Source organism: Olleya sp. HaHaR_3_96 (genome assembly GCF_019278545.1).
GTDB lineage: Bacteria > Bacteroidota > Bacteroidia > Flavobacteriales > Flavobacteriaceae > Olleya.
The window spans coordinates 3,605,851-3,622,254 of record NZ_CP058987.1 but is presented as its reverse complement, the minus strand read 5'-3'; the positions used below and the strand labels follow the sequence as shown (position 1 = coordinate 3,622,254).

The following is a 16,404-nucleotide window of genomic DNA, read 5'->3' as shown; positions in this document are numbered from 1 at the left end:
TCTTAAATTTTATATAGTTATTATATAATATGAGGATTTCCGTAATGTCAATTTTAAAAAAGGTTTTATATTTAAACTCTCCCTTTATTACTGATTGAAATATTAAATTTATTAGAAGTCCCAAGACTTATTATAATATGAATAAAAAAGATCTATCAGAGTCAGATATTAAAGCTAAATTCATTACACCTGCAATTCTTCGTTCAGGTTGGGATGAACACACACAAATTGGTCGTGAAATTTATTTTACGGACGGTAGAATTTATGTGAAAGGAAAAATGACAAGAAGAGGTAAGCGAAAGTTTGCCGATTACATTCTTTTTTATAAACCCAATGTGCCAATTGCTGTTATTGAAGCAAAATCTAATAACAAAACTTTAAAAAGTGGTATTCAGCAAGCCATTGGTTATTCAGATACTTTAGATATTCCATTTGTATTTAGTAGTAATGGTGATGGTTTCTATTTTCACGATAAAACAGTTGCAGATGGTGATATTGAAAAAGATTTAACGTTAGACCAGTTTCCAAGTCCGCAAGAACTTTGGGAGAAGTATAAAAAGTACAAAGGGATTGAAACAGAGGAGCAAGAAAACATTGTCACGCAAGATTATTTTTCTGATAACTCAGGCAGAAGCCCAAGGTATTATCAACAAATAGCAGTTAATAGAACTATTGAAGCTGTAGCAAAAGGGCAGAAGAAAATTATTCTAGTAATGGCTACTGGCACAGGGAAAACATACACTGCTTTTCAAATAGCACATCGGTTATTCAAATCAAAAGCTAAAAGAAAAATATTGTTTTTAGCAGATAGAACCGCTCTAATTGATCAAACTTTAAGAGGAGACTTCAGGCACTTTAAAGATGCTATGACAGTTATAAAAAAGAAAGTAGTTCAGGAAAACGGTAAAGATATTTTAGTTTCCAATAAAAAAAGAGGAATAGATTCAGCTGATAAAGCTTTTGACATCTTTTTAGGTTTGTATCAAGGTTTAAGTAATTCCGATCCAGAAGTTTCTGATACATTTAAAGATTTTAGTCCAGATTTTTTCGATCTAATTATCATTGATGAGTGTCATAGAGGAAGTGTAAAAGAAGACAGTAAATGGCGAGAGATTTTAAATTACTTTGATAGTGCAACTCATATTGGTTTAACGGCAACTCCAAAAGAAACGGAAGAGGTTTCTAATATTGAATATTTTGGTGAACCTATTTATACGTACTCTTTAAAACAAGGAATTGATGATGGGTTTTTAGCACCATACAAAGTTGTAAAAGTAACCTTAGATATTGATGCGGAAGGATGGAGACCACCAAAAGGATTTCTAGATAAAAAAGGAAATCCTGTTGAAGATAGAATATACAATAGAACTGACTTTGATAGAAACATTGTAATAAAGGAACGCAGAAAAGTAGTTGCAGCAAAAATTACTGAATTCTTAAAAGGTTATGATCGTTTTGCAAAAACAATTCTCTTTTGTGTAGATATAGAACATGCAGAAGGTATGCGCACTGCTTTGGTAAATGCTAATGCCGATTTATATAATGAAAATAACAAATATATAGTACAAATAACAGGAGATAATGAAATAGGTAAAAGACAGTTAGATAACTTTATTTCACCAAGTGAAAAGTACCCTGTAATTGCAATTACTTCTAAGTTAATGACCACTGGTGTAGATGCACAAACGTGTAAGTTGATTATTTTAGATAGTAATATTGGCTCTCCAACAGAATTTAAACAGATTATTGGTAGAGGAACTCGAATTAATGAGGAATATGATAAAAAATATTTTACCATTATGGATTTTAGAAACGCAACACATCATTTTGCTGATCCTGGTTTTAATGGAAAGGCAGAAATGATTAAAGAAGTTGATGAGGAGGATGATGTAACTGGTTTTGATGATGAAACACCAATTGAGCCAATTATAGATGGGTTAGACGGAACAGAAATAGAGTTTCCTGAAGATGAAAAAGATTACCCAACAATTGATGGTGGAGGACATGTTGTTGAAGAATCGAATGAAAAAATTAGAATAGATGATGGTGTAAAGGTTTCTATAATGGGAGAAAGTGTTCAGTATTTAGGTACGGATGGAAAACTAATTATTGAATCTTTTAATGATTACACTAAGAAAAACGTAAATAAACAATATCAAACTTTAGACGATTTCTTATTCAGATGGAATAAAGAAGAAAAGAAAAAAGTTATCGTAAAAGAACTAGAAGAACAAGGAGTTTTCTTTGATGAATTGAAAGAAAAAGTAGGAAAAGAATTTGATCCTTTCGATTTAATTTGTCACATAGTATTTGATGCAAAACCATTAACAAGAAAAGAAAGAGCAGAGAATGTAAAGAAGCGAAATTATTTCACAAAATATGGCACGCAAGCACAAGCTGTATTAAATAGTTTATTAGATAAATATGCGCAAGATGGACTAGTGACCATAGAGAGCACCGAAGTATTAAAATTAGATCCGCTTAACAAATTGGGTACAGCAGTTGAATTAATAAAAGCTTTTGGCGGTAAACCAGAGTATTTATTGGCATTAAAAGAATTAGAACAAGAACTTTATAAAACAGCATAAAAATAGAATGGCAAACGTAGGCGCTGTAGTTAGCAGTATTAGAAATATAATGAGGCAAGACAGAGGTATCTCTGGTGATGCGCAAAGATTAGAGCAATTAGGATGGATGTTATTTCTAAAAATTATTGATGACAAAGACCAAGAGCTAGAAATAACAAAAGATGAGTATGTTTCTGTAATTCCAGAAAAATTTCAATGGAGAACTTGGGCAACAGATGCAGAAGGAATAACTGGAGATGAATTATTAGAATTTATTGATAGCAATGCAGATGTTAATAGAGGCTTGTTTGCTTCGTTAAGAAGCTTAACAAGTATCAATAACCCAAAAAGAGCTGCTATTGTAAAAGAAGTTTTCGAAGGATCTAATAACTTTATGAAATCGGGTTACGAAATGCGTAAAGTGATTAATAAGCTAAATGAAGTTAATTTTAACGACTCAAAAGACAAACAAGTTTTTGGTGATATTTACGAAAGTATTTTAGTAGAATTACGTGATGCTGGTAATAAAGGTGAATATTATACACCAAGAGCAGTTACGCAGTTAATGACAAAAATGACCAACCCAAAATTGGGGGAAAAAGTGTTAGATCCTGCTGCAGGAACAGGTGGTTTTTTAACGGAAGCTATAGATCATGTAAGAGCACATTATGTACGTACTGTTAGTGATGAACACAAATTACAAAATAGTATTACAGGTTGGGAATTAAAACCAGTAGCGTATGTATTAGGATTAACTAATTTAATTTTACACGAAATTGACATACCAGATTATGTATATCAAGACAGTTTAAAAATTGAATACAATGGCGTAAAAGCAAGAGACAAGGTAGATGTAATTTTAGCAAACCCTCCATTTGGAGCAAGCATTGCAGATGGTGTAGAAACTAACTTCCCAGCAAGTTATAGATGTAAAGAATCTGCCGATTTATTTGTTATTTTAATGTTGCAATTATTAAAACCAAAAGGAAGATGTGCTATTGTTTTACCAGATGGTTCTATAACTGGAGATGGAGTAAAAGCACGTATTAGAGAAAAATTACTAACAGATTGTAATTTGCATACTATTATACGTTTGCCACAAACTACTTTTTTCCCAGCAACAGTGAGTACCAATTTATTGTTTTTTGAAAAAGGAAGCAAAACCAAAGATATTTGGTACTACGACCACAAATTACCTGAAGGACAAAAAAGTTACTCTAAAACAAAACCCATACAATTTAACGAGTTTCAACCAATTATAGATTGGTGGGAAAACAGAAAAGAATCTGATGTTTCTTGGAAAGTAAATGTAAAGGATTTAAAAAACTGGAATTTAGATATTAAGAATCCAAATACCAAAACGGAAGAAATAAATTTTTCAACAACAGAAACTATTGTGGCATTAAAAAAATCATTTGTTGCTTCAAATAGTATTATAACTGAATTAGAAACACTATTAAAATAAATGGCAAAAGAATATTTAATAGGAGATTTTCTAAAACGAATAAAACGTCCCATTGATTTAGAACCAAATAAAAATTATAATTTGGTTACCATAAAAATGAACCATAAAGGAGTCGTTTTAAGAGGACAGAAAAAAGGTTGTGATATAAAATCTAAAATGTTTGAAGTAAAAGAAGGAGATTTTATTCTTTCTGGTATTGATGCAAGAAATGGAGCTTTTGGAATTGTTTCAAAAGAATTGGAAGGTGCAATTGTTACCAATGATTTTTGGTATTTTGAAATTGATGAAAAGATTATTTCAAAGCAATTATTTTTAGAATTAACTGCCACCACTTGGTTCGATGATATTTGCCAAAAAGGAAGTGATGGAACTACACAAAGAATTAGGCTTCAAAAGCATAAGTTTTTCAATCAAAGGATATTTTTACCAGAAGGAGATGAGCAAAAAGAATTATTAAATAAAATTTTGACTTTCAAAAAAGGCCAAACCAAGTTAAATAAAGAAATAGATTCCCAAAAACTGCTTTTAACTCAACTAAAACAATCCATTCTCCAAGAAGCAATTCAAGGAAAACTAACAAAAGAATGGCGTGAGCAAACCCCAAATACAGAACCTGCTAGCGAATTACTAAAACGTATAAAAGTAGAAAAAGCACAACTTATAAAAGAGAAAAAAATAAAAAAGGAAAAACAATTACCACCAATTACTAAAGAAGAAATTTCTTTTGAATTGCCAGAGGGTTGGGTTTGGTGTAGGTTGGGGGAGATTATAGTCAATTCAGATAACTTAAATATTCACAATGTTCTACCTCCTAATGAACTCGTAAATTACGTAGATATTGATACAATTGACAATAAACATCAAAAAATTAAAGAACCAAAATTATTACCAGTAAACCAACTTTCGACAAGAGCAAGAAGAGTCCTTAATAAAGGTAATATTATGTATTCTCTTGTAAGACCATATTTGCATAATTTGGCAATAATTGAGGATGATAAAAAGAATTATATTGGTTCTACAGGTTTTGCAGTTTTTAACTGTTTGTCAATTGAAAATAAATATGTCTTTTGGTTATTATTATCAAAATATATTGAAAACATATATTTAGAATTTATGGATGGTTTTAACTCTCCAAGTATTACTAATGATCAATTTAAGAGTACAATTATTCCTATTTCTCCTTTTTCAGAACAAAAAGAAATTGTTAAAAAAGTAGAAGCTTTAATGCAACAATGTCAAGCTTTAGAACGAGAAATAAAAACCAGTGAAGCAAATGCAAAAATGTTAATGCAAGCCGTATTGAAGGAAGCTTTTAGTAATGAGTAAAATAACACAGTCTAATTTATGGATATTTTAAAAGGTTTACCCAAAGAAAAACTTCTTTCACTTCTTCTCCAATTGATAAATAAAGAGGTGGGCTATAATCTATTTACAGATGAAACTCTAAAATTTAAAAGCTCAATACTTCAACAAGGATATGGGAAAAGCATTGACGAAAAAAAGATCATTATAGAAGTTAAGAAATTTGACATTGAAGAAATTGATTTATTAGATAGTGAAATCAATCAGACTGTAAAAATTTATAATACGCGGCAGCCTGAAAAGTTTATCGTAATTGTTCCAGAATATTTGGAGGACGAAGCAAAAAACACATTCGTAAATAAAGTTATAACAAAATGTGATTTTATTGTTGAATTATGGGATGCAGCTTATATTGATGAAATAATTGAGAAAAATAAAGACGTTTACGACAATCAAGTTGTACCATGGCATACAGTGTATAATGAATTAAGCAAATTACTAGCAGATTTTAATTTTCAATGTGGTTTAGAAAAAAAACACGCTGGGCGAGTACTGTATGATAAATGTATGAAGTTTAAAACATTTTCAATTCAGAATAAGTGGATTGAAAAATTTGATTCTGATTATGGTATTAAAAGTTTAGATCCGTTTCATGTATTTTTTGCAATTAATGCAGGTAAAATAACCTATGAAAATCGGGTAACAAGAATTAACCAATTTTTAAAAATACTAGGAGGTAAAGAGCAAAATAAAGACATTCTGTTTGTTGGGTGTCCCAGTCCAAATGTTGCTCAAATACTTTCGACAAGAACACAAAAATCACAAGATGAAATTTGGTCAGTTTTTACAAATATATACCTAAAGAAAAGAACTGGGTTTGGAACAAATACTTTTAAAAGATTTTATAATTGGAAAGGAATTCAGCTTAGTTCATTTTCAATGTTTTTATTTTGGATTGATTCCAATAAATTTCTTCCTTTAGATCAAAATGTTAATACTTTTATCGTGGCGAGTAGAGTAAGTAGCAATAACCCCAAAAGTTATCATACTTATATTTCGTTACTCAAAAAACTTGATAAAGCTAATTTAGAGTATAATCAAAATTACAAATATGGGAAAGGTGGAATTTTTAGAGAATTAACACATGTGGCATATACAACTATTCAAGAAAGAAAAAAAGAGGTTAGGTATTCCCTATCGCTTTATAATTTATTAAATAGAGTTAAGAGTTCTACAGATCAAATTAGTAACAGTTCTTTACAAAAAATAGAAGATATTGATGTTTCCAAGCCTAAGTCTATAAAAAAATCAATTGAGCTTGATGCTCAAAATGACTTCAAAATTATTGCAATTAAACCTTTAGAGAATTGTTCAGATAATATTTTAAAAGTCTTAAAAGACAATTTTAATTCAGAAACCATTTATCATTTTGAAAAAACGATAGAAATCACCAGTAATTCTATCAAATATTTTCCTGAGAGAGATCTTAAACTTTATGATTCTAATAATGGTAAACAAAGAATTAATATTACAGCAGTTGTTGGCAAAAATGGGTCTGGAAAAAGTACATTGATTGAATTATTTTTCAGAATTCTTAATCATATTGCCTATAATTTTAAAAATGAATTGAGCACAACTGTTAATAAGGATTCTGAAAATATAGAAGTAGAATTGTACTACTTAAACTTTGGTTTTTTGAATAAATTAGTTATTTCTAATTCAACAATAAAAATTCAAAAATTCGCACTACAAGATCGAGAATATAAAAAATCAGGACGGTTAAAACTTTTTAAAAAGAATGATTTAGAAAACTTCTTTTATACAATAGCAGTTAATTACTCTATCTATGGTTTAAACAGTTTAGAGCTTGGTCCTTGGATTGATAGCATGATTCGTAAAAATGATGGATATCAAATTCCGCTTGTTATAAACCCTATGAGGACCAAGGGTAACATAAATATTAATAGAGAAAATCAATTGTTGAGTAATAGATTTGTTTCAAATTTACTGGAACCAACAGAAGCAGAAGATATAGGTTTTAAACAAATTACAGAAAAGCAAAAAGCAATTGCGATTAATTTAATAATAATTAAAAACAAAAACAGAATTTTATACAAAACAGAATCTGAAGAAGAGATTCCTTTTGAAAAAATAAATGAAGATTTTGATAAGCTTTGGAAACAGATTTCGAATTTTTATGAAATAGACAATAGCCAAATTGAAACTCCTGTTAAAATCATTAGAGAAACTAAGAAATATATTATTCGTAAACTCATAAGGATTTCATTAAAATATTTTAAAAAAGAAAATTATTTTGATACTAAAAAAAATGAATTTGAAGGTTTAAAATTATATCAATTATTAGATAATTTATCAGAAAACCGAAGTCATATCACAGATAAATTAATGCAGGCTATTAATTATTTGAAGTATCCTAAAAATTGGCCAAAGACAAATAAATTTACTATTGATTTATCAAAGAGACAAAATAATTTCGAAAATATTTTAAGCTCAACAGATATAAAAACGATTGAATTGATTCCTCCTCCAATTTTTTCTTATGAAATAATGATTGAGAATGAGTTTAAGGGCGTAAGTAGTATGAATCAACTAAGTTCTGGTGAAAAACAAATGATTCATTCGACCAGTTCAATAATTTATCATTTAAGAAACATTAATTCTGTTGTTGAAGGAACAAATAAAGTGAAATATCACTTTGTTAATTTATGCCTTGATGAAATAGAGTTGTATTATCATCCGGAAATGCAAAGAAAATATGTTTACGAGTTAGTTCAGGCTATAAATAGAATTTATTTAGATCAGATCTATGGAATTAATATTTGCTTAGTTACACACTCTCCATATATCCTATCTGACATCCCTTCAAACTTCACATTAAGAATGGGAGATTCTAATGCCACGAATAGTGATTATAAAACTTTTGGCGCAAATATTCATGAAATTTTAACACATGATTTTTTTATGAATAAAGGTTTTATAGGAGAATTTGCAAAGAAGAAAATAAATGAGACTATTTCATTTTTGACATTTCATATTAATAACAAAGAAATTGAAGAGTTTAATGAGATTCATAAAAATAATATCCCAGAATATGTTAAACTCAAGAAAACCGCATTAGAATCAGAAAATGTCTACATACAAGAAGAGTTAAAGATTGATACTTCTTTGAGTAGAAAAAATCATCATATATCTTTAATTGAAGTGATTGGAGAAAAGGTTGTTAGACTAAAACTAAAAGAAATGACTGAATTAGCATTTTCGAATTAATATGATTAATATAAATCACTTAAATATTGACCTTGAATATGCACGAAAAATGCATGCTGATTTTTTTACATGTTTTATTACAAAAAAATTAACAGGAAAGGCATGTGTAACTTCAAACTCAAATAATGATCATCCAAATAGACCCGTTTTTTGTAAAGGATATGATGATAAAAGTTTTAAATATCAAAATCAAAAGGACTTTCTTATCAAATTCCTGATAACTCAAGGGAACTTAAATGATTTAATTTTAGGAAAACCGGAAAGGCTCATTGATTTAAATGATGCGTTTAAAAAATCAGTAGACAATCTATTTAATAAAGTAGGAGTATATGAAGAATATATAAATACAAAAAAGGAACTAAAATCGAAATTTAAACCGAATAAAGTTCATTGTTTTTTTAAAGACCTTGCTTCTGTGTTGAATTATTCGATTTTATCTAATGACAAAGATTACAATTCCTATACCTTGACATCTAATTTAGGTATTCGTAGTTGTGTGTATTGTAATAGAACTTATACTATTACTCAAAGAAAAAGAAAAGATGTAAAAGATGGGAGATTAATGAGTCCACAATTGGATCATTGGTTTCCTCAATCTAAATTTCCTCTCTTGGAAATATCATTTCATAATTTAATTCCCAGTTGTGAGATATGTAACTCCAGAGTTAAAAGTGACAAACTTTTTACCTTAGAAGATTATTTTCATCCTTATCAAGACGAAAATGTATCAATTGATTTTGGATATAGATATAGTTTTATGAAAAAGAGGTATCAATTCTATTTCAAGAATCCTTCAGACGCTAAAATCCTTAGAACTTGTAAAGAAATGTTTATTGACCAAATGTATGATGGGCATTCAGAAGAATTAGAAGATTTAATTACTTTAAGAAAAGAATATTCAGAAACTTATTTAGATAGTTTAAAGTCAAACTTTCCAGATGCTAACCTTTCAGATGAGTTGATATATCTCCTTGCTTTTGGAACGGAGTTATATGAGAAAGATTTCCATAAACGTCCATTAAGTAAATTTAAACGAGATATTCTAATTGATTTAGAGGTAATTAAAAAAGAGACAAAAATATCAGATACTTCTTCCTAATGAAACTACTCACCAAATCTCGTTTTAAACTAGGACTTGAATGCCCTAATAAATTGTACTACACGCGTAAAAAAGAATATGTTAATAAAAAGCAGGAAGACCCTTTTTTACAAGCTCTAGCACAAGGAGGTTTTCAAGTAGAAGAATTGGCTAGATTACATTATCCAAATGGGATATTGATAGAAGGTAATGATTGGGATTATGAATTGTTATGGCATCAGACACAAGATCTGCTAAAGCAACAAAATGTAATTATCTACGAACCTGCTTTTCTTATTGATGGCCTATTTATTCGTGTTGATGTATTAGTAAAAAAAGGAAATGATATTGAGCTTATTGAAGTGAAGTCTAAATCTTTCATACCAGACAATGAGTATCTTTTAATAGGTAAAAGTGGTAAAATGGTTTCAGGTTGGAAACCTTATTTGTTTGATATTGCCTTTCAAAAACACGTAATGCAATTATGTTTTCCTAGTTGGAATATTCAATCATATTTAATGATGGCAGACAAATCTAGGAAAGCTAGTATTAATGGATTAAATCAATTATTTAGAATTAGTAACAAAGGAGAAAATAGAACAGGAATAATTAAAAAAGTAAGTATCCTAGAAGAAACAGGTAATGCTGTTTTAGGCCGAAAAAATATTACACAAATTGTAACTGATATTGAAACAAACAAATATAAATATCACGATAGTTTAACTTTTCAAGAATCGATTGACTTTTTTAAAGAAAAGTATGTTAACGATAGTTATGCAAATTGGCCAACAAGTTTTGGTGCATGTAAAAGTTGTGAATATATATGTAATGAGGATGAAGAAGAGCAAGGTTTAAAATCTGGGTTTAAGGAATGTTTTACGAAACAACATAAGTGGAGTGAAAACGATTTTAAAAAGGCTAATATATTTGATGTTCATAATTTTAGAAGAGGAACTAAATTATTTGAAGAGGGTATTTACTTTAAAGACCAATTGACAGAAGATAATATAGGGCTTAAAGAAGATCCTCAAAAACTAACGACATCACATAGGCAATGGTTGCAAATAGAAAAGGAAGTTAACAATGATTGCTCTATTTATGTAGATAAAGATGGGTTAAAAGAAGAAATGGAAAAATGGAAATATCCTTTGCATTTTATTGATTTTGAAACAAGTACAGTTGCTTTGCCTTTTAACAAAGGATTAAAACCTTACGAACAAATTGCATTCCAATTCTCGCATCATATATATCATGAAGATGGTAGAATCGAACATGCTAACGAATACATTAATAATAAAGCTGGTTTCTTTCCCAATTTTGAATTTATAAGAGCTTTGAAAAAAGCACTTGAAACTGATGAAGGCTCAATATTTAAATATTCTAGTCATGAAAACACGATTTTAAATGCTATATATGTTCAATTATTTGCTTCAGATGAAACAGATAAAAAAGAAATGATAGATTTTATACAGCATATTTCTCACTCAAAAAGAGATAGTGCTACGTCATGGAAAGGAGAACGGGACATGGTCGATTTATGGGGAGTTGAGAAACGTTACTATTATAATCCCTTAACAAAAGGATCAAATTCAATTAAAGCAGTATTGCCCGCATCTTTAAGCTCAAGTGCATTTTTGCAAGAGAAATACTCACAGCCAATAAATAAAATTAATCTAACAAGTAAAAATTTTGCAGAAAATCATATTTGGTTAAATATTACGGATAGTAATGTGAAGAACCCTTATAAAATGTTGCCTTCCGTATTTCAAGGTTGGAGTGAGGAAGAATTAGAGAATACTTTATCTGAAATTGAAGACATAGATAATGGAGGAGCAGCTTTAACTGCATATGGTAAATTACAATATACAGATATGACAGAAGAAGAAATCAATGAATTGTCCTCTGCTTTACTTAAATATTGTGAGTTAGATACCTTAGCTATGGTTATGATATTTGAACATTTTAAAGAGATAATTGAAGATTAATGTGAATAAAAAACATATAAATGCTATTCAATCAGGTAACCGAAGGACATATTTTAAAAGCAATACAAGATTTTGAAGAGAAAGGATATCCCAATGGATTTGGACCTTTAAAATATTACAAAAGATGAAAGAGAGTATAATGATGATAATAAACTCTACGAATATTTAATAGGAATAATGAATACGAAAAACATACATAAATTGGTAGATGAGTACATAATCTATTTAGAAGAACTAGGTTATGCTGCATTAACAGTAGATATTTATTCAAATAATTTTGATTATTGCTTGAACAGTTATCTTAAAAAGTATGATGTAAATGTTTTAAAAATAAAACATTATAAGGAGCTGTCAGAGACTAGTTTAGAAACTTATATAGAAAGCACTTATCCTATTCATGAAGGAAAGGGTTGGTCAAATTTCACTTCTTTTTTTGAAAAAAAAATAAAATTAAATAAAAGGTTGATTCCGCCCAAAAACAGGATTCTTTACGGACCTCCAGGAACAGGGAAGACTTTTTATATCAAAGATCAATTATTTGATAGGTATACATCAAAGCAAACTTCTATTTCAGAAGAGCAGCATTTTGAAACCGTAGTTAGCGGTTGTTCGTGTTGGCAGGTAATAGCTATAGCTTTATTAGATTTAGGAAATTCTAAAGTCACTGATATTTTTAATCATAAATGGGTTCAGAAAAAGGCAAGTCTTTCAAACTCAAAAACAATTAGGCCTACCCTATGGGGACAATTGCAAAGTCATACAGTCAATGAGTGTGAACATGTCAATGTAACAAGTAGACAGCAGCCTTTAATCTTTAACAAAACAGAAGACTCATTTTGGGAAATTTTGGTAGAAGAGGTTAAGGATTTGGTCCCAGAATTATATGATATTAAAGATTCTGTAGAAAACTATAACCCCAATCCAGATATAATTATTAAAAATTATGACTTTGTAACTTTTCATCAATCGTTCTCTTACGAAGATTTTATAGAAGGTATAAAACCGATTTCTCCTGAAGAAGGAGAGGAGAGTAGAGATTTAGGTTATAGAGTTGAAAATGGAGTGTTTAAAGAATTATGTATTAGAGCGAGACAAGATTCAAAGAATAGATATGCTATTTTTATAGATGAGATTAATCGTGGTAATGTTTCAGCAATTTTTGGAGAATTAATAACACTTATTGAAGTTGATAAACGTCAAGGTGCAAAAAACGAAATGAGTATAAAATTACCATATTCTAAAACAGAATTTAGTGTGCCCTCAAATCTTGATATTTATGGTACAATGAATACCGCCGACAGAAGTGTGGAGGCTTTAGATACAGCTTTGCGTCGTAGGTTTGAGTTCAAAGAGATGATGCCAGATGAAAACGTTATAAAACAAGAGTCGGTTGGAGGCCTCATGCTCTCCAATGTTTTACGTACAATTAATGAACGTATTGAATTATTAATAGATAGAGATCATACTATTGGACATTCATACTTTGTTGGAGTGGATACAGAACAAAAATTGGCGAATGCTTTTAATAATAAAATAGTACCCTTGTTACAAGAGTATTTTTATGGTGATTATGGTAAGATTGGTTTAGTGCTTGGGAAGGGATTTGTAGAAAAAATTAAAAATGACAAAATAGACTTTGCGTATTTTGATTATGAAAATGCTAACGATTTTAAAACACCTAGTTATATACTCAAGCAGATAGATGCGAATAATGTTGTAGATGCAATAGCTAGTTTATATGGTATAAATGTAAAACAGAAGCGATAATTGACTAAGCAAAATAATATATCAGTTTTTGAACATCAGCGTTTGCATGTTGGTCAATTTGGGTTCAAACAGAGTCATTTAGATGCGCTTTTAAAACTTAATGAGTATCATGATGGTAATTACTTTGAACCTATTGCAAAAGGCATTAAGTTTAATCAGTACGTTGGAGTAATACAAGTAGATGGTTTAACTATTGAAATTAACCCTAAAGCAGATAAAAGCGACGACGATTACAAATGGAAAGGTGTATTATTGAAAATGCTTACTGCTTGCGGAAAACTAAAAGCAGAATCTTCTGGAGCAGCAAATGTAAAAAGACAAAACCTTAATTTATTAGAGGTTTATTTTGAGTTGTATTTACTTGAAGTTGAAAGTTTAGTTAGAAAAGGATTGATAAAACAGTATAGAAAACAAACAAAAAACACTAAAGCACTTAAAGGAAAACTAGAATTTGCTGGACATATAAGGAAAAATATAGTTCATAAAGAACGCTTTTACACAACGCATCAAGTATATGATAGTAATCACTTTTTGCATCAGATATTACAAAAAGCATTATCTATTGTTACCCAATTTACAAATGGGTCAAGATTACAAGACTTAGTAAATCGAGTGCAAATAAATTTTCCTGAAGTAGATAATAAATCAATTACAGCAAAACAGTTAAATGAGATTCAGCTAAATAGAAAATCTAATAGTTATAAGAATGCATTAGAATTAGCTAGACTGATTATTCTGAATTACTCACCAGATATTTCAAGCGGTAAAGAAAAAATGTTGTCTCTACTATTTGATATGAATGATTTATGGGAAACCTACATTTTAAAGCAATTGCAAAAAGCATGTGAAGGGACGGATATTGAAGTTTCTGGTCAAGAGTCCAAATCATTTTGGGGAAGCAATAGTTTGCGTCCAGATTTGGTATTGCGTCAAGGCAAGAAAACTTTTATTATTGACACTAAATGGAAGCGACCACAAAAGAGTTCGGCTTCTGTTTCTGATTTAAGACAGATGTATACCTATTGTCGTTTTTGGGATGCCGCAAAAGCGATGCTTTTATACCCTGGGGATTATGCCGAAAATAAGTTTAAATCCTACTTAACAGATGATTATTCAAAACATACTAGTGATGAAACCTCAGAAATAGATCATCAATGTAAAATGGGATTTGTTTCTGTTTTAAGTAATAATGGTGAGTTAGATAGTAATATAGGGAAGAGTATATTACAAATTGCGAGTTTACATCCTGCTAAATAAAAATCTTTTTTAGTAGCGACATATTTTGTCATAGTCACCGTATAATATTTGTATTCATTAAAAAAGAAAACAATGGATAACGTATTAAAAGAATTTAAAGACTATTTGGAAGTATATGAAAACATGACTTTTAAAGAAGCTGCATCATTCTCAATAAGTACTTATAGATACAGATATTGAGTTTCAGATCTCCTTGGATGTAATTCCTAATAGATCATTATATTTGTATTTGAAATTATAAAAAAAAGGAGAAATTACAGGCGACATTATCTTTTAGGCTAAAAATTAAATATGATAAAAAAATAAAATATAAATTTATTTTTTATTGTATCTATTTTGTACCCAATACCTTGTTAGTTTAGCCCCCAATAAGATCGGAGTGATATTTTAAATTTAAAAATTAATATATTTGAGATATGAAATACAAGAAATGGACCTTAGATCAGAAGTTAGAAATTCTCTCGAGTTCAGAAGCGATAGGTATCGTAGAAACCTGTCGTAAATACGGAGTTAGTACAGGTACTTTTTATAGTTGGAAGAAGAAACATGAGAGCCAAGGAGAAGCAGGCTTAAAAGTCACCTATGATACTAAAAGTAAAGAACATAAACAGGCAGAAGAAGAAAACAGAATACTACGTAAGCTTCTAAGCAACAAGGAAATTGAATTGGAAGTACAACGGGAACTTTTAAAAAAAAAGTTTGGGACGTCCGATCCAAGAAAGATTTAGTAAATGCTATTTATAGTAAACATAAAATTAGTAAAACCAACATAATTAATATGGTAGGGATGGTTCATAGTAGCTATTACCGTACTCCAAGTTTCGGAAAAAAAGGTAATACTCCTAGTAAGCTCACCTATCATAAATCTAGAGGCTGGGTTAATCAAGACGCTGTTATTGCTTCTATAAAAGAGATTTTAAGTCATGAATTTATAGATTGTGGTTACCGATTAATGACTTCTTACTTAAAGAAAGAAGCATACGTGATTAATCATAAAAAACTCTACAGAATTATGAAAGAACAAGGCATGTTAAAACTAGAGAATCGGATAAACAGGAGTGGTTCTGGGCGTAAATTTGTAAAATTCAGAAAAGTAAACACCTCAAGACCAATGGAATGTTTAGAGATGGATATAAAGATGGTATGGATTCCTAGTGTAGGTAAAAACGCTTATTTATTATCCATCATAGACGTACATACTCGTAGAATATTAAAAGACTATTTTTCTTTTTCTATTAAACAGGATAAGGTGATAGCGTTTTTATCAGAGTTGTTTGTAGAATACCAATACCCTAATAATGTTGTTATTAGAAGTGACAACGGTAGCCAGTTTATTGCAAATAATGTACGTGAATATCTTGGGCTAATTGGGGTTCAGCAAGAATTTACACATATAGCCACACCAGAAGAAAATGCGCATATAGAAGCCTATCATGGAATACTAAAAAAAGAAATTTTTCAAAGAGTGGATTACCAATATTTTGGGCAAATTGAGCAAATCTTAAAAAGGTATGTGACTTTTTACAATAATACTAGGCTACATGGGCTCTTAGGACGAATTACACCAATGGAAAAATGGGACGCTGATAAACACCTCATTTTAATGAAAAAATTAACAGCTTAAGCAATAATCGAAATTTAAAAGATTACTCTTGTTTTATAGGGGTCAAAACACTTGTTAAGTATTGTTATTAG

At 29.7% G+C, this 16,404-nt stretch carries 10 protein-coding genes; all 10 read left to right on the top strand.

Annotated features, from left to right (window positions below):
- The first annotated feature begins 137 nt into the window (after positions 1 to 137).
- Positions 138 to 2,588 (top strand): EcoAI/FtnUII family type I restriction enzme subunit R, encoded by a 2,451-nt coding sequence (hsdR, locus tag H0I26_RS15970; RefSeq protein ID WP_218699957.1) that lies wholly within the window; start codon positions 138 to 140, stop codon positions 2,586 to 2,588.
- A 7-nt stretch (positions 2,589 to 2,595) separates the two neighbouring features.
- A complete protein-coding gene (locus tag H0I26_RS15965) occupies positions 2,596 to 4,032 on the top strand; it encodes an N-6 DNA methylase (protein WP_218699956.1) in 1,437 nt (478 codons plus the stop codon).
- The gene (locus H0I26_RS15960) at positions 4,033 to 5,358 is read left to right on the top strand and encodes a restriction endonuclease subunit S (RefSeq protein ID WP_218699955.1); all 1,326 of its coding nucleotides are present in this window, start codon (positions 4,033 to 4,035) and stop codon (positions 5,356 to 5,358) included.
- An 18-nt stretch (positions 5,359 to 5,376) separates the two neighbouring features.
- Positions 5,377 to 8,622 carry an AAA family ATPase gene (locus tag H0I26_RS15955; protein WP_218699954.1) on the top strand — a complete coding sequence of 1,082 codons (3,246 nt, stop codon included), beginning with the start codon at positions 5,377 to 5,379 and terminating at the stop codon, positions 8,620 to 8,622.
- Position 8,623: 1 nt separating this feature from the next.
- A complete protein-coding gene (locus H0I26_RS15950; RefSeq protein ID WP_218699953.1) occupies positions 8,624 to 9,721 on the top strand; it encodes a hypothetical protein in 1,098 nt (365 codons plus the stop codon).
- Positions 9,721 to 11,685, top strand: coding sequence for a DUF2779 domain-containing protein (locus tag H0I26_RS15945; protein WP_218699952.1), 1,965 nt, complete (start codon positions 9,721 to 9,723; stop codon positions 11,683 to 11,685). Before H0I26_RS15950 ends, H0I26_RS15945 begins: the two co-directional genes overlap by 1 nt.
- A gap of 177 nt (positions 11,686 to 11,862) precedes the next feature.
- Complete coding sequence (locus H0I26_RS15940; protein ID WP_218699951.1) at positions 11,863 to 13,452, top strand: AAA family ATPase; 1,590 nt, start codon at positions 11,863 to 11,865, stop codon at positions 13,450 to 13,452.
- Positions 13,453 to 14,709 (top strand): McrC family protein, encoded by a 1,257-nt coding sequence (locus tag H0I26_RS15935; RefSeq protein WP_218699950.1) that lies wholly within the window; start codon positions 13,453 to 13,455, stop codon positions 14,707 to 14,709.
- A gap of 416 nt (positions 14,710 to 15,125) precedes the next feature.
- The gene (locus H0I26_RS15930) at positions 15,126 to 15,437 is read left to right on the top strand and encodes a transposase (RefSeq protein WP_159022877.1); all 312 of its coding nucleotides are present in this window, start codon (positions 15,126 to 15,128) and stop codon (positions 15,435 to 15,437) included.
- Positions 15,374 to 16,333: an IS3 family transposase gene (locus tag H0I26_RS15925; protein ID WP_317618233.1), complete on the top strand. Its 960-nt coding sequence runs from the start codon at positions 15,374 to 15,376 to the stop codon at positions 16,331 to 16,333. Before H0I26_RS15930 ends, H0I26_RS15925 begins: the two co-directional genes overlap by 64 nt.
- The last annotated feature ends 71 nt before the right edge of the window (positions 16,334 to 16,404 follow it).